The sequence below is a fragment of the Pseudomonas sp. 57B-090624 genome (assembly GCF_003234055.1).
Classification (GTDB): Bacteria; Pseudomonadota; Gammaproteobacteria; order Pseudomonadales; family Pseudomonadaceae; genus Metapseudomonas; species Metapseudomonas tohonis.
In genome coordinates this window covers 44,235-67,223 of sequence record NZ_QKRU01000042.1, presented here as the reverse complement: position 1 = coordinate 67,223, position 22,989 = coordinate 44,235, and the positions used below count along the sequence as shown (strand labels likewise).

The window sequence follows — 22,989 nt, the reverse complement described above, 5'->3', positions numbered from 1 at the left end:
GAAGCCCGCAGCGAAAGACTGCAGACGCATTGCGACCGTCCTTGGAGTAATGGCATATCGACATCGGGGCGGCATTTTTATGGCGCCAGCGACTTTGCTCAAGCCCTTTCCCGACCAAATGCGAACCGCTCGTCACTTCGGCCGGCCATGAAGGGCGGCAGATAATAGCCAACTACAAAACCGATGGAGGCCGAGCAGGGCCTACCCGCTCGCTGGGAAATTTCCGAATCGCAGGTAAAAAAAGAGCGGCAGTCGCCTGCCGCCCTCGGGAAAGGGGTGCCGCCCCGAGGGGCGGCCGGGGGTGGGGTCAGAGCGTCAGGTTGCGCTGTTCCTCCGTGGTCAGCTGGTTGCGTGCCTGGTCGTCCAGCTGGCCGGCGCCGAGCACCTGCACGCTGCTGCCGGAGTCGTAGGTCGGGGTGCGGCCGGCGCCTTCGCCGGAGGGCGCCACGCGCTCGTTGCCGAAGCCCAGCACCTGCACGGTGAAGATCGACGGCTGGCGCTGGCGCGAGGCGGCCTGCTGGTCGCGGGCCACGCCTTCGGCGGCGTCGCTGGCGGAGCTGGCCGCCGAGCTGGCCGAGGACAGCGCGCCGGTGTTCACCGCGGCCACCACCGGTATGCCGTTGGACTTGCCCTGCACCTGGATGTTGGCGGCGTTGACCACCTGCAGCGCTGCGATGTTGACGTTGCCGGAGACGCGGATGCCCGCCTCGCCCGCATCGATGGTGCCCAGGGGCGCCAGCAGGTCGATGTCGCCCGGCGGCACCTCGGCGATGGGGGCCAGGGTGGCGATACCGGCGCCGGTGCTGGGCACGGTGGGCGACATGGTGACGTTGCCCCAGTTGTCGTAGACCCGGCGCGGCGGCGTGTACACCAGGGTGGTCTTGGAGCCACGCCCGGCGTTGATGTCGCCGGCCGCGGACCAGGCCAGGATGTCGCCGCCGAAGGTGGTCATGATGCGGCTCTGGCCCAGCAGCACGCTGCCATTGGCGAACAGCTGGATGTCGCCCGCGCCCTGGGTGATGACCCCGGCGGTGGACGGCGGCGCTTCGCCCTCGATGCCGAACACCTGCTGCCCGCCCGGGGTGAGCATCTGGATGCTGCCACCGAAGTTGGTGTGCACCCCGGCCCCGCCGTACATCGTGATGTCGCCCTGGTAGAGGATCGGGTTGCCGGCCACGTCGTGGGTGGGGAACAGCGCGGCGATGGCGTTGCGGCCCCGCAGGTAGCTGCCGAAGCGCGGGCTCTCCGCATCGTTGTATTCACGGCCACCGGCGCGCAGCTCGGCGAAGTAGATCTCCCGGGCGAAGACCCGCTGCTGCTCCGCCGGCAGCGCGGCGTAGTAGGCGCGTGCCTCTTCGCCGCTGCCACTGAAGCCGAAGCGCTCGGCGAGCCAGGCCGCCAGCTCCACCTCGTAGGTCTTGGCCACGCCGCCACCCGCCAGGCTGCCACCGACTTCGACACGGTTGGCTGGGTCCAGGTAGCGCTGAGCGAAGGCCAGGTAGTCCGGCCCGGCGCCGATGCCGGCCTGCATGACGATATCCGCCCCCGGCCGGTTGTCGCCCGGCACGATGGCGCCGAGGCTGGTCACCGCGGCCTTGTCTTCCATCAGGATGTTGCGCCCGGCGCTGATCTCCAGCGTGCCGGGGCCAGCGACGTTGAAGGTGCTGTAGAGGATGTCGCGGCCTGCCGAGACGATGGAGATGTCGGTGGGGTCGTCGTGGATGAAGAGGTTGCCGGTGCTGGTGGCCAGGCCTGCGAACTGCGGCAGCAAGGTGCCGGTCAGTTGGCCGCTGTTGACGATATCGCGGCCGGCCATGATGCGCGCCGGCCGAGACGCTTCGTACCAGGTCTCGCCCGCCCTCGGTGCACTGGCGAAGGTGATGAGCTCACCGGTACGCAACCCGATGATGTCGCCGTTGAGGGCATAGAAGCGTGCAGGCTCGTCGGCGCCGCGGTAGGCGCTGCTGGCCCCCGTGCCACCGAAGGCGAACAGGCTGCGCCCCAGGCTACCGACACCCGACAAGTCTCCTTGGTTGGCGCCTCTGGAATCGAGGTAGTAGAACGCCGGGTTGAAGGGTGTGGCCAGGCTGGAAACCGGTGCGTTGCTGGGCGTGACGGCATAACCACCGGCATAGATCGAGTCGCCTGCCAGGAATTCCAGCTGCGCTCGGCTGCCGGGTGCCAGCAACAACGAATAGTAGGTGGTGTTCAGGCTGTTGTCCGTCCACAGCGCCGATGGGCCGTAGTAAAGGCTGCCACCTGGAGCTGCTGCACGCAGGATCGATGGGTAGACGAATCGGCCATCGGTGGCGGAGAAGTCCAGGCCACCACGAACGCTGTCGTTGAAGCCGACTGAAAACTCACCGACCTGCGTCGAGGGGGTGAGGTTGCCGCCTGCGGAGAACAGGTCGATGGCCGTGTGGTCGGTCCACAGGCTGAACCATGAACGGCCAATGCTCTTGCCGCCATCGAGATCCACCGGCTGCCAGTTGCGTGCCTGGGTCCGCCCTGCATCGGACGCCGCGCCGAGCACCAGATCACCCCGGGCGTCCAGGCTGATGGTGGCGTCTCCCGGCACCAGTATCAGGCCGCCGGTGGCGCTGGCCATGGTGGCCTTGAAGGGATCGTAGGCACGGCTTTCGCGGGGGTCCTGCAACATCTGCATCGGCCCATTGACCTGCTCGATGCCGCCAAAGGAGCCCGCGCCGGCACGCACGGCGCCACGCAGGTTGGCCAGGCTGCCATTCAAGTCGTGGCGCTGTGCGATTGGACGGCCCCTGTCGTCCACCATCGCGCGCGCTTCCAGGGCCGGGTTAAGACCCCCACCTACCTTCAGATCGAGGTCACCACCCCCGGTGAGAACCAGCTCACCGCCCACCATGCGCCCCGTCGAGCCCACCGCCAGTACCAATCCCTGGCTGCGGGTGGCGATGGTGTTGTCCAGGGTGCCCCGGGCAGCCAGCATGCCGGCGTCACCGCCGACACGTACATCGAGGTTGCCGCCCCCCAGGGTTCCGAACCCGGTGAAACCGGTGAAGGCGACGTTGTCGTTGAAGGACATGTAGGTGCCGAAGTTGATCCACCAGGCGGTGGGCACCTCGCCATTGATTCCACCGCCCTGGCGCCACAGCCAACTGCTGACGCTGGAGCTTTCGGGCTGGTCGAGTCCGCCACTGCCCATCAGCTTGGAGCCGAGGATATCGCCCGTCAGGTCGCCGCCGACGGACAGCAGCAGGTTGCCGCCATGATCCGGGTACCAGGCCCGGTAGAGGCTGCTGGCGCCACCATCGACCAGGGACTCGTAGCTGCCGCCATTCTTGCCCAGCACTGTGGTGTCTAGCGTTGTACGACCGGATATCTGGCTGAGGCTTCGCGGTTGATTGAAAGCGGCTGACGCTGCCAGATCCAGAGAAGAGGTGCCGGCCGTATAGATGCCGTACAGGGACTGCATTTTGAAATCGCCAGCACTGATCAGGTCCAGATCGCCGGTACCGACCCGGAGCACACTGAAGCGACTGGTGCCCAACGCATAGTCGTACTCGATCGGACCTTCGTCGCCCCCCCCCTCACACAGACTTTCCCAGGCGCAGACACCCGCTTCGTCGGTTTGAAATTCCAGCGCGACTTCGGCGACAGGTTTCCCCGCGTGAGTTTCATCACCATAGAAAATCATGGAGCCTTCAGCGGTCAGCACCCGTCCGGTCGCCATGCACAGGCTTTCCCACGCGCAGACACCTGCCTCGTCGGTTTGAAACTCCAGCGCAACCTCACTGACAGGTTTTCCCGCGTGAGTCTCATCACCATAGAAAATCATTGAGCCTTCTACGGTTAGCACTCTGCCGCCGCCCGATGGCTGTCCAGGCTTAGGCGTCGCCAAAAAGCCATAGTGAGTATCAGCCACGCGAAGCTCCCCACGCTCTGCATAGGGGTCCACCATCCGGGTGTCCGCCGCCTGCAGGTCGGCGCCGGCCACGGCGCGCAGCGACCAGGACTGGGTACCCTCGGCCAGCATCTGTGCCACCGCCCAGTTGCGGCCTTTGCCATCGCCGCCGCGCAGGTTGATCTTCTCCACCCCTGCCGCCAGCTTTACATCGGTACCCGCCGGGATCAGCGCCCCCAACGGCAATATCAAGGCACCCAACTGAGCAACGGTACTGGGGTTGGAAACAGTGATCGTGTTCGCTGGGCGGCTTGGCAACGCCACGCCCTTGGGCCATATCAGCCCGGTCAGGGCCGTGTCGCCAAGCAGCAGCGAGCCGCTGCCAAGAATCATGCCGGGGGCCAGGACGAGGTCGGCGCTCAGGCGGGTCCCGGCAGCATGTGCAACCGTGTGATCCGGGTTGAGGATGTCTCCCGCCAGTACCGTGCCGGCTGGCAGGGAGATCCCCGCTGTCAGCTCACCGGCTACCGGCAGGCGGGTGCCAGCAGCCAGGGTAACCGCCTGCAGAGGCAGGTCGAAATTGAGCGCCACGCCAGAGAGATAGGTAGTGCCATCCTGCAACTCGATACCCCCGCGCGGCACCACCACATCGCCGTTGAACAGCTGTTTGCCGGGCGTCAGCACCCAGCCATCATCGTCCGTCGTCTCCGGCGGCGGCATGAAGCCGTCGTTGACGCTGCCGTACACAGACAGGTCGCCGCCCGCACGGATCACCAGGTTGCCCACCTCGCCCGTGCCGTAGACGCCATTCAGCTTCTGGGTATGGGGATTGAGGCTTGCGTAGCGATAGCCGGAAAGATCCAGGTCGCCCTGCACCACCAGGTCGCCATCAGCGGTCTTGCTGACGATCTCGACGCCCGGGCGCAGGTGGAAGGCGTCGGCATAGGCGCTGTTGTTGAGGCCCGCCAGCTTGCCGTTGACCAGTGCGCCATTGGCCAGGGCGTTGTCGATGAAGGCCAGGCTGTCGGTGTGCTTCTGGTTCAGGTAGTCCTGGTCGATCTGCTGGTATTTGTGCCCGTTGACGGGGTCGGTGATTTCGATGGCGTCGTCGTAGCGCTGCACGCCGTTCACCGCGATCAGCTTGGCGCCCTGGATATCCAGGTTGCCGCTGGCGTCGATGGCGATATCGCCGGCGGTGGCGCCGCCCAGACGCGGGGCGTTCAGTTCCAGGGTGCCGCGGGCCTTGCCGTCATGCCCGCTGGTGGCGGCAGTGCCGTGGCGCAGGTCGATGCGCGCGCCATCGGCCAGGGTCAGCAGGCCGTCGCCGGAGCCCAGTTCCACCACGGCGCGGTTGGGTGAGTCGATGATCTTGCCGTAGCTGTCCACCCGCAGGCGGGTGCCGTGGGCGTCCAGCAACGCATGGCCGCCGATGGTCAGCCCCTGCTTGCCGGCCAGGCGGATGGAACCCACCCGCTCGCCGCTGGCGTCCACGGTGCCGTTGACGGTGAGCGTGCCGCCATCCACCGAGACGTCGATCGCCCCGGCCTTGAGGCCGTCGCCGATCAACAGGTCGCCCTGCTTGAGCTGGAAGCTGCGGGCCCCGAACACCTGGCCCTGGTTGAGCCGCTGGTTGAGGGCGGCGAAGTCGTCGCTGAGGCTGCCATCGCCCAGGTGCTGGGCGCGGATATCGACGCTGCCGGCCTTGAACGGCACCAGGGTGCCGCCAGCGTCGTAATAGCCGCTGCTGCCACCGAGGATGCTGCCGCGCAGGTCGACGCTGCCGGCACCCGCTGCTAGGGCGGTGGCCTTGAGGCTGCCGGCCTGGTTGTTCGTGGCCGAGAGGTCGATCACCGAGCCGGCCGCCTGGCGGATGTCGCCGTTGCGGCTTTCCAGGATCAGGTCGCCGCCCCAGCTGTACTTGTTCACGTCGTTGAAGGTGACCTTGCGCCCGGCCAGGTCGATGCGCGCGGCATCGGTGAGGCTCAGTTGCGCCTCGGCCTTGAGGCTCAGCTTGCCGCTGGGCAGCACCACGGCCCCCTCCAGCAGCAGGTTGCGGCCGCTGAGGGACAGCTCGGCACCCAAAGCGTCTCCGCCGATGCTGGGCACTGCACTGCCGTTCGGCGCACTGACGCGGATATCGCCGCCGGCGGTGATGCGGTTGACCGAGCCGGCGCCGCCGGTCATCACCGGGGTGCTGATGGTCAGGTTGCCGCCGCTGTACTGGAAGCCCTTGCCGGTGACGTAGCCGTCCTGGCGCTGGTACACCGACAGGCCGCCCTTGTGGTTGGCGGTGACGCGCTCGCTGGCGTTGAGGTTGACGTTGGCGAAGCCCACGGCCAGGCGATCGCGAATTGTCGCGGCGGTGGGTTGCGCGTCCGGCTGGTAGCCGAACTCGATGCGCTCGGCGTCGATCACCAGGTTGCCCGCACCCGTGCCGGCACCGCCGGTGATGATGGAACCGGCCTCGTTGTGGGCGCCGTTCCAGATCAGGTTGGAGGTGTGGATGCGCGCGGTCTCGCCCGCCTCGCCCTTGCCGTAGAGGGCCGGGGTGGTCAGCACCAGTTCCTTGAGCCGCGACTTGCCGTCGGCACCGTAGGTATCCAGGCTGGCGTTGCCGAAGAAGTTGAGCGAGTCGCGAGCGCCCAGCACCAGGGTCTCCAGGGCCGGCGCGCCGGTGCTGGTATCACCGCGCAGCAGGCGGTCGAGCACCTGCTGGTTGAGGGTCAGGCCGCTGGGCAGCAGGTTGCGGGCCGCGAGATCGGCCAGTGCCTCGGCGCTGCCGACATTGATGCCGCCCACTGCCAGGGTCAGGTTGCGGGTGCCGTAGTTGACCGCCTCGCCCAGTTCGAAGGCATTGTCGGTGGCCGTGCCGATGGTGCCCTCGGAGTAGAGCCCGGTGGTGCCGCTGCAGATGCCGTCGCACACACCGATGCGGATGCTGCCCGGGGCCTTCTGCGGCTCCTGCGGGTTGGCAGCGTCCGGGGCCAGCATGTTCAGGTAACCGTTGGAAACCGCCAGCACGCTGTTACGCCCCGGCTTGTAGATATAGCCATCGCGGGAGTCGCGGGGCGCCGCGCCCTGGCCCAGGGTGTCGATGCTGGCGCCCTGCTCCACCGTGATGCCACCGGTGGGCCCGGCGGTGACCAGGAAGACCTCCGGGGCCTTGAGGATCGCGCCGCTGCGCAGTACCAGGTTGGCGGTGCGGGCCACACTCCCCCCCGAGCTACTGGCACCGTCGTCGAACTGGATGAAGTTGCCGCCCTGGCCGTAGAAGGAGCGCGCATAGGCGCCGATATTGAGGCTGCCGGCGCCGATGGCGTTGAGGGACTCATCGGTCAGGGTCACGCCGTTGAAACCGGCAGTGGGCCCTCGCCCGGCCTTGACGATCTCCAGGTTGCCCGTGGAGGTCTGGGTGATGCTGGAGGTGCTGCCACGCCCCCCCTCGCCGCGCGCCTTGAGCAGCTCGCCAGCGAAACTGAAGCTGGGCTGGTCGGTGGTGTTGTTCGCGAAGCTAAGGTTGAAGGCCTTGGCATCCCTGGGCATCAACGCGGCGGGAATGCCCAGGCGCGCGGCGTCGGCCAGGAGGAACTGGCTGAAGCTGGTTTCGTTGTACTGGGAGTAGCGGCGCAGCATATCGGCCGAAGTGATGATCACCTGGCTGGCCAGGCTGTCCCGCGCGCCGCTGGCCAGGCCCAGGGTGCCGGCAGTGGACCAGGAGCCATTGCGCATGGCCTGGGTGGTGATGGCACCGCCCTGCCCAGCCAGGCCGTTGACCTCCACGCGGAAGGCCCCCGGCAGCAACGCATAGGTGGATGGCAGCAGCGTATAGGTGCCCGCCGGCAGGCCCGGCACGCCGGCGCCGATGGTGATCTGCTGGCCCACCCTGGGGTCGACCGCGCCGCCCTTGCCCCCTTGGGGCGCGTAGCCGGCCTGCACGCCCGGCACGATGGCGTACACCGGGTTACTGCTCAGGGCCGGCAGCAGGAAGCCATCGGCACCGTACTGCATCAGGGGGCTGAAACGCGCGTCGGTGGAGCCACCACGGCCGGAGACGAAGCCGGCACCCACCAACTCACCGCCGCCGGAAACATCCACGACCGCACCCTGCTCGACATTGATGACCTGCCCAACGAGGTCGACCTTGCCCGGCATCAGGCTCTGCCCTTCCTTGAGCAGGTCGTTGGACAGGGAGACACCGTCGTAGAGCCAGGTCTTGCCGTCCACCGTGCCGCCGTAGGGAATCACCAATCCGGCGCCACTGACCGAAGTCAGGCTGCCCGGTAGCAGGTTGACGGTGCTGGCCGGAGTGGTGGGCGTGCCCGAGTAACCCAGGATCAGGTTACCGAGCGGTGCGCGCAGCACGCCCCCCTGGTTGATGACGTCTGCCTGCAGACGCAGCTCGCCGAAGGCCGAATAAGGAACGGCAGGGGCGTTGGTACCGATACGACCGATATCGATCCTCGATGCCCGGACGGCTCCCTTGACCCCCGTCCCCGGGTAGATCTGCGCAGCGACCAGTCCCAGCGTACCCGGCGTGGATAGCTGTGCCCCGTTATCGCTGCGGGTGCTCAGCAGGCGCATATCGCCATGGCTGCGCAACTGCATATCCGCGAAGCCACGCCGATCGACCGTCCGGATCGATCCGTCAGACATCACCAGATTGCCCCACGCGCCCACCTTGACCAGATCGCGGATGTCCAGCAGGCCATCGGCTGAAAGGTTCAACCGACCAGCTGCCGCCTGTTGCGAGACCCCACCCTGGATCGCCGTACTGGTGGTACCCGTTATCACACCGGTCACTTCGGCCGACGCGGCGAAGCGCACGGAGTTACCGTGCAGGTTGACGGTCGAGTTACCGGCAGCGACCTCAGCCAGGCCATATGCACCCGCATAGAGGTTGAGCGCGTTGGCCATGGTCAGGTCCAGGCTGCCATCGAAGCTCAGCAGCCCGGAGCTCATGAGCGAGAGGTTGTCGAAGCCACCCTGCTCCACCTGGTCCACCGCCAGGCGGGCGTGACCGAATTCCAGCAGCGGAGCACCCTGATCAGGACTGACCCCTGCCGGCAGTTCCGGACCTTGCTTGTACTGCCCCAGGATCAGCTCGCTTTCCTTGCGCTGGCTGTCCGGGAGCGACGAGTTGTTAGCGTAGACACTGGATCCGAGCGCAACGGACAGACTTCCGCCCGCCGCCCCGGCGCCTCCGGCCGAGGCCTTGAACTGACCATCCAGATAGAGCCCGTTGGCCCCGGAGAAAGCGATGCTGCCACCGTGGCTGGCAACAGGCGTGGCACCCATCCCGACAATATCCAGGACAGCCTGGGTACCCGATGCGTCCAGCCGGGCTCCTTGACTGACCACGACGAACGAACCCGCCCCGGTAGTGTCACCCTTGGCGTGATCGATTTCGCCACCGATAACGATGCTGCCGCCATTACGCACGAAGCCATAGTGGTTACCACGGCTATCCACCGCTGTCGCTGCGCGGGCGGCGGCATCCAGAACGGCGTGGTCGCCGATCCAGATCGGGCGGTAGGTGCCCATCGACATTTGGGCAGCCGCCACGACCCCAGGAGCGACTGAATTGATTGCGATGGAGCCGCCCCAGGCATTCAGCGTGCCGTCTACAGTCACCCGCCCCACGCTCGCCAGCTTGATCGACTGCCCAGGGTCGACGTTGAGTACGGACCCCTTGCCGATCAGCAGTTCCGTGGCGGAAATGTTCGCGGCACTGGTGCGGTCACTGCCCGCCTGCAACGACAGGCTCGCGCCCTGGCGCTGGGTCAGCACACCCTTGGCAGCATCCTCCAGGTAGACGGGGGGCGTCCAGGTTTCCAGGGCATCGCGGGGTGCACCGCCGGTGGCCAGGCTGATCGCCCCATCGCCCTGCCGGTAGACCGGCATGCTCACGTCCACCCGGGTGCCCTCGGCCACTTCCAGGCCGCGGTTGCCCTCCACCTCGTAGGCGGAGAAGCCCTTGTCGAAGAAGTCGCCGCGCAGCAGCAGGGTGCCGGCATCGGCTGAGGTGGCGCTGTCGCTGATCAGCACCTTGCCGGCCTGCAACGCCAGGGTGCCACCACCCTTGACGCCCTGGCCGCGCAGGTCGCCGCCCAGGCTCAATACACCGCTATCGCCCGTCCCGCTGCCGGCGTTGGCCGCCAGGGTGACATTGCCGCCCTTGCCACCCTGCAGCTTGCCGTTGGCCAGCAAAGCGGCACCGGAGGAGACGTCCACCAGGCTGCCGCTGCCCAGCAGGGTGCTGCCGCTGCTGCGCAGGGAGATGCTGCCGCCATTGAGGTAAGGCAGCGCACGGCTGTCGTTCGGGTCCAGCAGCTGGTTGCTCCACAGGCCGCTGGCATCGAGCTTGACGCCCTCGGCGACCTTGACGGATGCCGCCCCGGCCAGGGTGGTATCGGCCTTGCCGTTGGCGGTGATCTGGTTGAGCACGTTGCCCAGCTGGATGCTGCCGCCATGGGCAGTGATGTCGGCATTCACCTCCACCTTCGGGCCATACAGGGTGACGCTGCCCGCCGGGGCCACCTGCAGGTCGCCATCGACACGGATGCCTTCGCTGGCGGCCACCTTGACCGCCCCGAGGTTGAAACCGTTGAGCTGAGCACTGTCGAGGTAGAGGGTGCCCTGGCGGCCGGCCGGCAGGGCCGAACCCAGGTCCAGCCCATCGGCGATGCGGGTGCCGCCCTCGCCGAGGATCACGTTCTTCAGGGTGTTGGCATCGGCGCCCAGGGCGTATTCCAGGGTGCCGCTGCTCTTCACGTACCAGGGGGTGTAGCTGCCCACCACCAGTTGCGCGCCACGGGCCACGGCCTTCTGCGACTGGCTGTAGCCGTCGAGCCCGGCCTGGGCGCCACGGGTCTGGCGCTCGCCCTGGTAGGTGTCGCTGGCCAGGGTGCCTTCCAGCACGGCGTTGCGGGTGCCGATCACCAGGGTGCCGGCGTCGCGCCCCACGGTGTAGCCGCCTTCCTTGCGCTCGTTCGGGGCGATCAGCGGGGTGTAGTAGTAGTCGGTCTGCCCCCAGCGCTGGCTGTGGTCTTCGTAGCCCTTGTAGAGGCCGGTGTAGAGGATGTCCCCCGGCGCGCTGGAGAGCTCGTAGAGGCGCCCGTCGGCGCCCTTGAGCCAGGTCTGCTTGATAGTGCCGGCCTGCACATCCAGGGTGCCGCCGGAGAGGTTGATCTGCGAGCCGGCCTGGGTCACCACCTCGTTGCCGGTGAAGCTGACGGTGCCGCCCTGGGCCATCCACTCCGCCACGCTGTGGCCCTGGGTACCCAGGTAGCCGCTGACTTCCAGCAGGCCGCCGGCGGTGTACCAGCGGTCGGTGGCGTAGCCGTTGGTGCCGGCGGGCACGAACACCAGGTCGCGCACATCGACCCAGATATCGTTGTTGTTCAGGCCGCCACCGTCGCGGTTGACCGAGGAATCGCGCTGCTCGTTGCCCTGCAGGTTGACCTTGACGCTGTTGGACTCCATCGCGACCTTGACCCCGGTGGCACCGGAGACGTCGATCACCGCGCCATCGCGCACCAGGCTGCGCTGGCCGGCGTTGACCGCCACCTGGCCACCGGTGGCCAGGGTGATGGAACCCTTCTGGAAGTCCACGGTGCCGCTGCTGTCGATCTGCACCAGGGACAGGTCGCGGCGGAAGGTATCGCCGGGAATAACCTTGCCGTCCAGAGTCACCGCCGGCGCGATCAGCGCATCGCGCTGGCTGTCCAGGGCCGTGGCGCTGGCATCCAGCAAAATGGCTGTGGTGCTGCCCTCGCCCAGGGTCACGCTGCCGTTGGCGCCGGTTGCGGTGAGGTGCACCGTGCCGCGGGCATCGGCCGAAGTGCTGGCCATTGCCGCGCCGTTCTGGCGCACCTGGTTGCCCGCCAGGGTCACGTCGCCGCTGGCAGCGAGGATCACCCCGCTGTTGGTCACCGTACCGGTGCCGCCGACGGTCACCTCGTTGCCACGGGTGGTGGAGGTCGGGCTGCCGTCGGTGCCATAGCCCTTGCGGATGGTGAAGCTGTCGCCCGCCGCCAGCAGCGCCTGGCCCTTGGGCGTGGCGATGGTGCCGGCGTTGTCCACCTCCTTGCCCAGCAGCAGCACGTAGCCGCCACCGGCCGTGGAGGTGGCCGGCGCGGCGGTGTTGAGCTGCGCACCCTGCTCCACGCGGATGGCGCCCTGGGCGTTGGTGAAGGCCGGGTTGCTGCCGCTGTAGAGGCCGCCGGTCTTGAACTGCTCGTCGCTGAAGTCGGTGGCCGCGGCCACCAGGTTGCGCACGTTGACCTGGCTGCTGCCGCTGAACACCACGCCGTTGCCGTTGAGGATCATCACCGTGCCGTCGCCCTTGATCTGGCCCTGGATCTGGCTCGGCGCCGTGCTGTTGTTGACCTTGTTCATCAGGGCCCAGCTGGCGTCCTGCTGGAAGGCCACGGTGGTGTCGCGGCCGACGTTGAAGGTCTCCCAGTTGAGGATGGCCTTGTCGGCGGTCTGCTTGATGGAGACCAGCACCTTGCCGTTGGCGTCGGTCTGCACCGGCCCCTCGGCGTTGACGAACAGCGGCTTGCCGTCCGGGCCGATCACCACGTTGAGGCCGTTGCCGCCCAGGCCGTTATGAATGGTCTGCGGCCCGCTGGAGGCGGCAGCGCGCCCCGCCGCCTGCGCGGCCTGGGCCGCAGCGATGGCGGCCACCGTGTTGTTCATGTTGGCGAAGCTGCGCCCCAGGCGCTCCTGCACCCGTTGCTGCTGGGCCAGGGGCGGCGGAGTGCCCGGCGCCGGGGTGGTCGGCCGCGTGGCACCCGAGGCCTGGGCCGCGCCCTTGGCGGCGAACCAGGCGGCGCTGAAGGCCGGCTCCGCCTGGGCGCCGCCGGCCAGCAGCATCAGGGCGATGGCCTGGGCCAGGGGCTTGAGCGGCAGGAAGCCGTCGTGGCGGTTGGCGGTGCGGGAAGCGGGCTTGCTCGGCTGGGAACGCATCACTACGGATCCTTGTGTTCTCGCGAAAGACGGGCGCATCGCCCTCCCCTGAGGTGCGCGCCATGGCTATACCCCAAGGCGGTGCCAGCGGCCTCCGACCGAACTTTTGTCATGCAAAGTTCATCTGCCCGGCAGGCGGCTGAAACAGGAAAACCGGCAAGGGCGCGAGGCCATTGCCGGTTCTGTGGAGCGAGGACCCGATTAAGGGCTTAGAGCGGACGGCCGATGCCGTTGCAGGCAGTGGTGTTACCCACGGCCAGGGAGCTGGTCGCCAGGGAGAAGGTGTTGCGGATGGCGTTTTTCCAGTCGTTGTTCAGCGGGATCAACTTGGCAGCGATGATGGCTGCGTCGTTGTTGGTGGTGGTGCTGTAGTGACGGGCCAGCAAGGTGCGCACGGCCGAGGTGTCGGTGCTGTCCTTGTAGCACTGGTTGAACACCAGGAAGGTGTAGCCAACAACCTTGTAACCGCTGGACGGGTTAGCCAGTACCTTGGCCCAGTTTTCCGGCTTGGAACGATCTTCTGCAGGCACGCCGGCAGCGTTCGACGGCGGGGCGATGGTGCTCAGAGCGGTGGTGACGTTGCCGACGGTGGGCAGCAGGCCGTTGACCCTGGAGACTACGGCGTTGCTGGTGGCGTTGACATCTTCCGGACCGACGTAGCCGATAGCGCCTTCGGTAGCCAGAACAGTGCTGGCCATGGCGGGGCTGCTGGCAACAGCGACGGAGCCAGCCGGTGCGGTGCCACCTACAGCGGTGAGGAAGGTGCTGCTGGTGGAGAACTTGCTGGAGCACTGGCTGTTCAGGTGACGGGTGAAGATTTCGCTGGTGCCGCTGCTACCGGAACGGTAGTGAACCTTGATGGCGGTGTTCGGGTAGCTGGCGTTGACCTGGTTCCAGGTGGTGATGGTGCCCGAGAAGATGTCGCAGAGCTGGGCGCTGGTCAGGTCCAGGTTGTTGACGGCGGTGCCGTTGGCCAGGGTCAGCTTGTAGGGGAAGGTGACCGAGGTAGCGGCGGACGGAACCTGGATGATCGGGCCCCAGTTGGCGGCGCTGGAAGTGGGAACGGCCGGGGACTGGTGAGCAGCCTGATAGGTGCTGAGTTCGGTAGCGGACAGGATGGAATCGCTGCCTGCGTAGTCGACGCTTACAGCGGGGCTGTAGACCTGGTCCAGAGTGCCGTTGTCATCCAGGTCCCAAACGAAACCGTTGGAGTTGTTGGTCAGGAAAGCAGTCTTGCCAGCGCCGCTGCCCACGCCGATGTAGTTGTTGAAGCCCGGGTAGGGAGACGAGCCATTGAGAATGCCCAGGGGAGCAGGCTTGGCGGGAGTGCTCGGAATACCATACAGGTTCTGCGGCAGAGTGGCGCCGCCACCGACTACGGCAGCCATGGCCTGGGCGGAGCACAGGCCGGCGACGGCCATGGAAACAGCGAGAACATTGCGCTTGAACATGAAGAATCTCCTTTCATCGTGTCTGGACGTTGAGTGGTTCGCTCTTGCATCACGCTGCGGCCTGGCCCCGAGCCACATTCCCCTGCTCGTCGGTGGGCTGGCCACGAGATAGACGTTCTCAACTTCCGGTGACAGAGAAAGGAAAAAACCTCGGGAGCTTGTGCGGATTTTTTCCAGTATTTCTCGGGAGTTAGCGAAACTTTCCTGACATGTCGGCCAGTCCCTCCAGCCATTTTCCACGGGGTGCGGATCGCCCTCTCCCGCCATTGCTGAGCCGGGCCCACGTTGCATGACGGAAGGATGAACCCGAGTGGCGCGAAGACGGGGCTCTGGAGTGAGGGGCAAGGCTGGACGTGGGCGAATTCATTGGCTCTGTCTGCGTTAAGTGTTGCTAGAGGATTTGAGCCCAGCTGATTGCCGAGTTCTGGTGATGCTTCTGGTTTCGCCCCCCCGGGCGAGTCCCTTTTAACAATCGTCGGAATGCCGAACCACTTAAAAGGAACCAAAAGGGCTTGCCCCATCATCCGGCCCCGGCTTCGCCGGGGTTCCCTCACTCCATCGTCCTATCGGGGGCCGGCGCGATGGGCCATCCATGGCCTGGCGCGCCTCTCGCGGCATCCATGCCGCTCGTCCCCCTGCGCAACGACTGCGTTCGGCCTCCTGGAGGGGCGTTGGCGGCTGCTCCAACTTTTTCGGCCAGCGCATCGCCACGTGGTGCGCACGGGCTTTCGTAGGATGGCGTAGAGCGAAGCGAAACCCATGCGGTGGCGGTGGCAGAAATACTTTGGTGCCCGGAAAGCACCGTGCTTGAGCGCTTGCATTAAAACCACAATAGCTAACGCCGACAGCGCCAATTCATTCGCGAATGAATTGGGTACTGTCGGTGATGGCCCGAGGATGAACACCGTGCACACCGCCGCAGAGTGCTTCCGGAAAATCCCAGGTGCGCGCAGCACACCCTACGTCCGGGGCACTTGTGAAACGGTTCTCCCAGGGGAGACGAACGCCCTACTGCACCAACTGGTTGATCTCGATGATGGGCAGCAGCACGGCCATGACGATGGTCAGCACCACGCCGCCCATGACCACGATCATCAGCGGCTCCAGCAGTGCGGTCATGCCCATGGCGCGGCGTTCGATGTCGCGGGACAGGGTCTGCGCGGCGCGGTCGAGCATGGGCGGCAGGGAGCCGGTCTTCTCGCCGCTGGCGATGAGGTGGATGAGGATGGGCGGGAACACGCCGCCGGCCTTGAGCGCGCTGGCCAAGCTGATGCCCTCGCGCACGGCGAGGGTCGCGTCGGCGACGCAGGCGGCCAGGCGGTCGTTGGCCAGGGTTTCGCGGGCGGCGTCGAGGGCGCGCAGCAGCGGTACGCCGGCGCTGCCGAGAATCGCCAGGGTGGAGGCGAAGCGCGCGGTGTTCACACCCAGCACGAAGCGCCCCAGCAGGGGCAGGCGCAGCACCCGGGCGTGCCAGGCCAGGCGCGCGGCAGCGTCGCGCAGGTACATCCGCCAGCCCCAGAAGGCCCCGGCGATGCCGGCGAAGCAGACCACGCCCCAGGCACGGACGAAGTCGCTGGCCTGGAGCATCACCCGGGTCAGCGCGGGCAGGTCCTGGCGTGCCTGGGAGAAAGCGCTGACCACCTGGGGCACGACGAAGCCGAGGAGGAAGACGACGATGCCGATGGACACCAGCCCCACCACCGCCGGGTAGATGAAGGCGGTGAGGATCTTGCCGCGCAGGTTGTTGCGCTCCTCGATGTAGTCGGCCAGGCGCTCCATCACCTGGGCCAGGTTGCCGGATTCCTCGCCGGCGGCGATCAGCGCGCGGTAGATGTCGGGGAAGTCGCGCGGGCGCGCCGCCAGGGCTTCGGCCAGGCGCATGCCGCTGCGCACGTCGGTGCGCACCGCGCCCAGGGTCTCGGCGATATGGCGGCGCTCGGCCTGGTCGACGGTGGCCGACAGCGCCGACTCCAGCGGCAGCCCCGCCGCCAGCAGGCTGGCCAGCTGGCGGGTGGCCCAGGCCAGGTCGCCATCGGACAGGCGCGGCGCGAACAGGCCGCCAGCGGCGCTGCCACCGCCCTCCTCCTCGGCCAGCTCCAGGGGCGTCAGGCCACGGGTGCGCAGCAGGCCCATGGCGCTGCGCGGGCTGTCGGCCTCCAGGGTGCCGCTCTCGATGCGCCCGCTGGCATCGGCGGCTTCGAAACGATAGCGGTGCATCAGGCATCCCTCGTGACGCGGAGGATTTCCTCGGGCGTGGTGAAGCCGCCCTGCACCCAACGCTCGCCGTCCTCGCGCATGCTGGCCATGCCGGCGGCGCGGGCGGCTTCGCGCAGGCTCTGCTCGGCCTCGCCCTGGTGGATCAGGCGGCGCATGTCGTCGTCGATCACGAAGAGTTCGTGGATGCCGGTACGGCCGCTGTAGCCGGTGTTGTTGCAGGCCGCACAGCCCACCGCGCGCCATTGCCCGGGGAAGGCCGGGTCGGGTTCGCGACATTGCATGCAGAGGCGGCGCACCAGGCGCTGGGCGAGCACGCCGAGCATGCTGGAGGCCAGCAGGAAAGGCTCCACGCCCATGTCGGTGAGGCGGGTGACGGCCGAAACCGCATCGTTGGTGTGCAGCGTGGCCAACACCAGGTGCCCGGTGAGCGAGGCCTGCACGGCGATCTGCGCCGTCTCCAGGTCGCGGATCTCACCGATCATGATGATGTCCGGGTCCTGGCGCAGGATGGCGCGCAGGGCCAGGGCGAAGCTCATGTCGATGCGCGCGTTGACCTGGATCTGGCTGATGCCCGGCAGGTCGTATTCCACCGGGTCCTCCACCGTGAGGATGTTGCTGGTGGCGGCGTCCAGCCGCGCCAGGGCGGCGTAGAGGGTGGTGGTCTTGCCGCTGCCGGTGGGCCCGGTGACCAGCACGATGCCGTGGGGCTGGCGGATCAGCCGGTCGAGCCGCTCCAGCAGCGTCGGCGCCATGCCCAGGGTCTCCAGGCGCAGGCGCCCGGCCTGCTTGTCCAGCAGGCGCATCACCACCCGCTCGCCATGGCCGGTGGGCACGGTGGACACGCGCACGTCGATGGGCCGCCCGGCCACGCGCAGGGCGATGCGGCCGTCCTGGGGCAGGCGTTTCTCGGCGATGTCCAGCTGCGCCATGATCTTGATCCGCGACACCAGCGCCGCGTGCAGCGCCTTGCGCGGGGCGACCACGTCGCGCAGCGCGCCGTCCACCCGGTAGCGCACCACCGAATGGGTCTCGAAGGGCTCGATGTGGATGTCGCTGGCCTCGTCCCGCGCGGCCTGGGTCAGCAGGGCGTTGATCATGCGGATCACCGGTGCGCCATCCTCGGTATCGAGCAGGTCGGTGACCTCGGGCATGTCCTGCAGCAGGCGGTCCAGGTCCACCTCGCTCTCGGCGGCGCCGACCACTGCAGCAGCGCTGCCGGTGTCGGCGTAGGCGCTGGCCAGCAGGGTTTCCAGCTCGGCCTCGGTGACCCGCTGGATGGGCGTAGCGCCATGGCGGCGGCGCACCTCCCCTATGGCCCAGCCGGGGGTGCTGGGGCTCACCAGCAGCACCGCGCCCTCCCCCTCGCCCTGCAGCAGCAGGCGCTGGGCGCGGGCCCAGGCGTAGGGCAGCGCGCTCATGGCTGCTCGCCCGGGCGCAGCGGCACGGCGCGCATGGGCCGGGGCTGCGGGGCCGGCAGGGGCGCTGCCGGCTCCGGCGGCATGGCCTGTTCGGCCGGCGGCAGCTGCGGCGCCTGCATGTCGCTGAGGGACCACTTGCGCTCGGGCTGCAACGCGCCCTGGGCACGGCGGATGAAGTCGTAGCGGTTCAGGGTGATGCTGCGGCCCACGCCGTCGTCGCGAATGATGTAGGGCCGCAGGAACACCATCAGGTTGGTCTTGGTCCGTGCGCGGCGGTCGCTGCGGAACAGCGCGCCGATGCCGGGCAGGCTGCCGAGCCCGGGCACGGCGTCGCTGCTCTGGACGAAGCTGTCCTGCAGCAGCCCGCCGAGCACCATGATCTGCCCGTCGTCGAGGAGGATGCTGGTGTCGATGGCGCGCTTGTTGGTCACGGTGCCGGCATCGTTGTCGGCGCGCTCGTCGACGCTGCTGACCTCCTGGTAGATGTCCAGCTTCACCGTGCCGCCTTCGGAGATCTGCGGTCGCACGTTGAGGCGCAGGCCCACTTCCTCGCGCTCGATGGTCTGGAAGGGGTTGTTGCTGGTGCCGCCGCCGTTGGTGACGTAGTTGCCGCTGACGAAGGGAATGGTCTGGCCGACGAAGATGCTCGCCGCCTCGTTGTCCAGGGTCAGCAGGTTGGGCGTGGACAGCACGTTGGTGCCGCCCTTGCTCTTCAGCGCGCGGGCCAGGACCTTGAGGTCGAGCACGCGACCGATGCCGGGGATGTCCACGCCCCCGGACACCTTGCCGATGCTGAGGCCGCCCGGCAGCACGTCGATGCTGTTCTTGGCGGCGGTGTTCAGGCCCGCGCCCCCGAGGTTGGCGCCCCCGATCCAGCCGTTGCCGGCCAGGTTGCCGGCCTGCCACTGGATGCCGAACTCGCTGGTGTCGTCTTCGCTGACTTCGACGATCAGGCTCTCGATCACCACCTGCGCACGGCGCTGGTCGAGCAGGTCGATGACCTCGCGCAGGTTGCGGTACAGCGGGTCGGGCGCGGAGATCAGCAGGGTGTTGGTGGTGGTGTCGGCCTGCACGGTGACGCCGTTGGCGGAGAAGGCCACCGCGCCCTCCTGGCCGCCCTGCCCCTTGGCTGCCGACAGCAGGCCGCCGCCCGACTGCCCGTAGCCACCGGAGCTGCCGCCCTGCCCGTTGCTGCTGGTGGCGGTGCCGGAGCTGGAACCGCTGCTGCCGGTGCCACTCTGCGTGCTGCCCCCCAGGTTGCCGCCATTGAGCTGGGCACGGCTGCCGTCGCCCTGCCCGGCGCTCTCGCCCTCGCCGGTGAGCAGGCCGCGCAGCGCCTGGGCCAGTTTGTTGGCCTGGGCGTTGCGCAGGTACACCACGTGCAGGTTGCTGGGGTTGCCCTGGGCGCTGTCGAGCTTGGCGATCAGCTGGCGGGCCAGCTCGGTGCGTTCGGGGCTGCCGGTGCGCAGGATGATGCTGTTGGAGCGCGGGTCGCCGATCACCGCGACCTTCTGCGTGGCGTCGTTGCCCGGGCTCTCCATCAGCTCGGCGACCATGGCGGCGATGTCGGTGGCGATGCCGTTCTGCACGGGCACCACGTCGGTGTCGATGGAGCCAGGCACGTCGATGTTGGCGATGATCGCCGCGACCCGTTCGAGGTTCTCCGCGTAGTCGGTGACCACCACCGTGTTGTTGCCCGGGTAGGCGTTGATCGGGTTGTTCGGCGAGACGATGGGGCGCAGCACCGGGATCAGGTTCACCGCGTTCTCGTACTGCAGGCGGTAGGTACGGGTGACCATGCCGTTGCCCGCCGGACGGTCGGCGTCGCTCACCGGGCCGCCGAGCAGCTTGGCGTCGGCCTCGGGTACCACCTGGCTGACGCCGCCCACCTCCACCACCGAGAAGCCCTGCATGCGCAGCGCCGCCAGGAGCATGTCGTAGGCGGTGCGGGCCGGCACCTCGCCCTCGGAGACCAGGGTCAGCTGGCCCTTGACCCGGGGGTCGGCGAGGAACTGCCGGCCGGTGGCGCGGGACAGCGCACGCAGCACGGCGGGGATGTCGGCCTCGACGAAGTTCAGCTGCACCGGCTGCTCGCCCAGCACGGCGGTGCGCGTGTCCCGGGGCGGCGTGCCGGGGTGCCGGGCGGCCTGTTGCGCGCGCTGCGCCCGCGCCACCTGCTGCTGGCGCTCGGCCTGGGCCTGGATGCGTTCGCGCTCCGCCAGGGCATCACCCTGCCCCACCTGGGCCATGGGCCGGCCCAGCTCGCTGGCGGCTGGGATCGGCAGCGGCGGCGTGCCCCCGGACTGACTGCAGGCAACGAGCACCGCCGCGAGGGAAATCGCCGCCCCGTGCCGCAGCGTCCGCCGCAGCCCTTGTCCATCGAACCGCTTCATGAGGATTCCTTAGCGCCTGGCGCCTGTTCCATGCCGACGACGCCGGAAAGCCGGGCGTCCGTCCGTTCGCTTTCTGTCCCGCCGTCGCGCCGCAGCCGCACCTGGCGCAGCTCCAGCGGCAGGCTCGGGGTCACGCCCAGCAGCCAGTCCATCACCCCTTGCGCCGGGGCGCCTTGCAGTTCCAGCTGCCAGTGCGGGCCTTCCGCCCGCAACTGGTAGTGCCCGGCCAGGCCGTTGCCATCCAGACCCTGGCGCAGCAACGTTTCCAGGGATGCACCGGGCGCCAGGGCGGCGGGCCCCTGCACCTCGGCCAGCACCGCTTCGAGGGTCTGTGCCTGGGCACGCAGGCGCGGCAACTCGGCCTGCCAGTGCTCGATGCGCGCCAGGGGCGGTTCGATCAGGGCGAACCACAGCAGCATCGGCGGCAGCGCGATGGCCGCCAGGCGCAGGATGCGCCGGTCGCGCGGGCCCAGCCGCTGCCAGCGCTGGCGGGCCTGTGCCGTCTGTTCGCGCCAGGTGCCACGCAGTTTCAGCAGGCGCTCATTCATCGCGGCCGGCCTCGCCGCTGGGGGCGTCGCCCGGTGGCAGCGGCTTCAGGCTCCAGCCGTCCGCGCCGATGGCCGCCTGCAACCCGGCCTGGGCCAGGCTCGCCTGCCAGGCAGGGTCCGCCGGGGGCTTGCGCGCGCCGGCACGGGGCGTCAGGCGCAGGGTCTCGCCGTCGTAATCGATGGACTCGATGGCGCCCAGGGCGAAGGGCATGGCGCCAACGGCCTGCTGCACCAGGGCGGCGAAGCGGCCGGGGCCATCCTGGGTGCCGCCGGCAAGGCGCGCGTCGCGCTGCTGGCGGGCTTGCTGCAAGGGGTTGAGCACCACCGGCAGCTGCGGGAAGACCTGTTTCACCCGCTGCGACATCTGCTGCTTGAGTGCCAGCCCCTGGTGGGCCATCTGGGTGGCGTGCAGGTTGAGGCCGAGGGTCCAGACGCCAACGGCCAGGGCGCAACAGGCCAGTGCCCTGCCCCAGCGCCGTGGTCCCCGGGCGGGCCCTTCCAGCCCCTGCAGCAGGTTGCAGGCGGGTGCCGGGCCGGTCCAGCGGCGGCTGGCGGCGACGGCCTCGCCCGGCAGGCCCTCGGGTACATCGCCAGGCCAGCGCGGTGCCTCGCCGCTCTCCAGCAGGCGCGGCAGGCAATCTTCGGGCAGGGGATGCACCCAGCCGCCCTGAACGTTTTCACGCACCAGCAACTGGCCGTCACGCAGTTGTGCGCAGGCGGCCCCAGCGTCGACGTTCAGGAAGAACGGCGCGCCGTAGAGGCCGCGAGGCTCCAGCGCACATTGCCGCAGGCCCTGCAGCAGGCGCTGCAGGCGCTCCCGTTCGAGCCAGGCCAGCTGCACCCGGCCATCGGCCTGGCGCGGGCCGTGCACCAGTTGCAGCCCCTCGCAGCCGCCGAGCACCAGGCCGTCCGCCGCGCAGCGCACGGCATCCCCCAGGCGCGCGGCGGGCAGCGGCGGCAGTTCGAGGCTGGCCAGCAGGCTGTCGTCCGGGTGTAGGGTCAGCTCCACGGCCTTGCCCCGGGCCTGGCGACCCAGTTCGGCGAGGCTGGCCCGGCCCTCGCTGGCGAGGTGGCCCTGGCGATCCAGCCAGGCGTACTCCACTTCGGCCTCGGGGTGCAGCCCGGCCAGGGGTGGCAAGGCGATCCGCAGTGACGCGCTCATGCGCCCACCCGCGTCCAGACGATGCGCGGCTGGCCTTCCTCGGCACGGAACAACAGCGCCTCCACCGGGCTGCGGCGCTCGCCGGCCCGGGCCAGGCCGCGCACCAGGAACCACTCGCTGGTGATGCCGATGCGCACCCGCTCGGTGGTCAGGTCCGGCATGCGCAGGCGGTTGAGCACATCACCGCTGTTGATGAACCACTGCCCGCGGTCGCGCTCGGCCACCAGGGCGCGGGCGCGCTCCAGGCCAAGGCCGGGCACCCGCGCGGCGATCACCTCGGCGCTGGTGGTGTTGCCGTTGACCCAGGTGGGCACGGGCAGCAGCGTGACGAAGGGTGCCAGGCGCTGCAGGGCATCGGCGGGCACGCCGGGCAGCCCGGCCAGGTCCTCCAGGCGGCGCAGCATGGGGCGCTTGGCTTCGATGGCGCGATCCTGCGCCTCGGGCGAGGTCAGCCGGCCGCTGTCGAAACCGCTGCCCCCGGCCGGCTCGCTGCGGGGCGGCGGGAGGCGGTAGGCATAGCCGTCGATCACCCGGCGGGCGATGCGCGAGGCCGCATCCGGCGGCACGCCGAGCAGCGCGCAGAGGCGTTCGAAGGTGGCCATCTCCAGCGGGTCGAGCTGGTCGTCCTGCACCAGGTTGCGCAGGTTGAAGCGGCCCTGTTCGTCGATGATCGCGCCCTCGAAGGCGGCGCCCTCGCCCAGGTTCAGGTTGCGCAACGGCTGTGCCCAGGCCTGGTCGAGACGGGTAGCCGGCTCGCGCAGGCGCGCCTCCCAGAGCCGCTGGCGGCTCCACTCCAGGGCGCCGCGTGCGGCCCAGGCGCCCTGCAGGCGCTGCTGCTCGCTCTCCACGGCGCGGGTGATGCGCGCCTGGCGGGCGATCATGCCGGCGGCGATCACCGCCACGACGGTCGCGATCAGCAAGGCGCTGATCACCGCCATGCCGCGCTGGCT

8 protein-coding genes are annotated in these 22,989 nt (G+C 68.7%); all 8 read right to left on the bottom strand.

Translation table 11 applies throughout. The features are described from left to right. Nucleotides 1-307: 307 nt before the first annotated feature. The 8 genes from DMX10_RS19830 to gspK all read right to left on the bottom strand — a co-directional run bounded on the left by DMX10_RS19830 (nt 308) and on the right by gspK (nt 22,977). Nucleotides 308-12,850, bottom strand: coding sequence for a filamentous haemagglutinin family protein (locus tag DMX10_RS19830; protein WP_111262665.1), 12,543 nt, complete (start codon nt 12,848-12,850; stop codon nt 308-310). 209 nt (nt 12,851-13,059) lie between these two features. Continuing rightward, the gene (locus tag DMX10_RS19825) at nt 13,060-14,301 is read right to left on the bottom strand and encodes a substrate-binding domain-containing protein (protein WP_111262664.1); all 1,242 of its coding nucleotides are present in this window, start codon (nt 14,299-14,301) and stop codon (nt 13,060-13,062) included. Nucleotides 14,302-15,309: 1,008 nt separating this feature from the next. Continuing rightward, nucleotides 15,310-16,518 (bottom strand): type II secretion system inner membrane protein GspF, encoded by a 1,209-nt coding sequence (gene gspF / locus DMX10_RS19815; RefSeq protein WP_111262662.1) that lies wholly within the window; start codon nt 16,516-16,518, stop codon nt 15,310-15,312. After that, entirely contained in the window at nt 16,518-17,936 is a 1,419-nt protein-coding gene (gene gspE, locus DMX10_RS19810; protein ID WP_111262661.1) for a type II secretion system ATPase GspE, read from the bottom strand. The genes gspF and gspE overlap by 1 nt, the downstream gene beginning before the upstream one ends. Further along, the gene (gspD, locus tag DMX10_RS19805; RefSeq protein WP_111262660.1) at nt 17,933-20,329 is read right to left on the bottom strand and encodes a type II secretion system secretin GspD; all 2,397 of its coding nucleotides are present in this window, start codon (nt 20,327-20,329) and stop codon (nt 17,933-17,935) included. The genes gspE and gspD overlap by 4 nt, the downstream gene beginning before the upstream one ends. Then, complete coding sequence (gene gspM, locus DMX10_RS19800; RefSeq protein WP_111262659.1) at nt 20,326-20,877, bottom strand: type II secretion system protein GspM; 552 nt, start codon at nt 20,875-20,877, stop codon at nt 20,326-20,328. Before gspM ends, gspD begins: the two co-directional genes overlap by 4 nt. Next, nucleotides 20,870-22,039: a type II secretion system protein GspL gene (gene gspL, locus DMX10_RS19795; RefSeq protein ID WP_111262658.1), complete on the bottom strand. Its 1,170-nt coding sequence runs from the start codon at nt 22,037-22,039 to the stop codon at nt 20,870-20,872. The genes gspM and gspL overlap by 8 nt, the downstream gene beginning before the upstream one ends. Continuing rightward, nucleotides 22,036-22,977: a type II secretion system minor pseudopilin GspK gene (gspK, locus tag DMX10_RS19790; RefSeq protein WP_111262667.1), complete on the bottom strand. Its 942-nt coding sequence runs from the start codon at nt 22,975-22,977 to the stop codon at nt 22,036-22,038. Before gspK ends, gspL begins: the two co-directional genes overlap by 4 nt. Nucleotides 22,978-22,989: the final 12 nt, after the last annotated feature.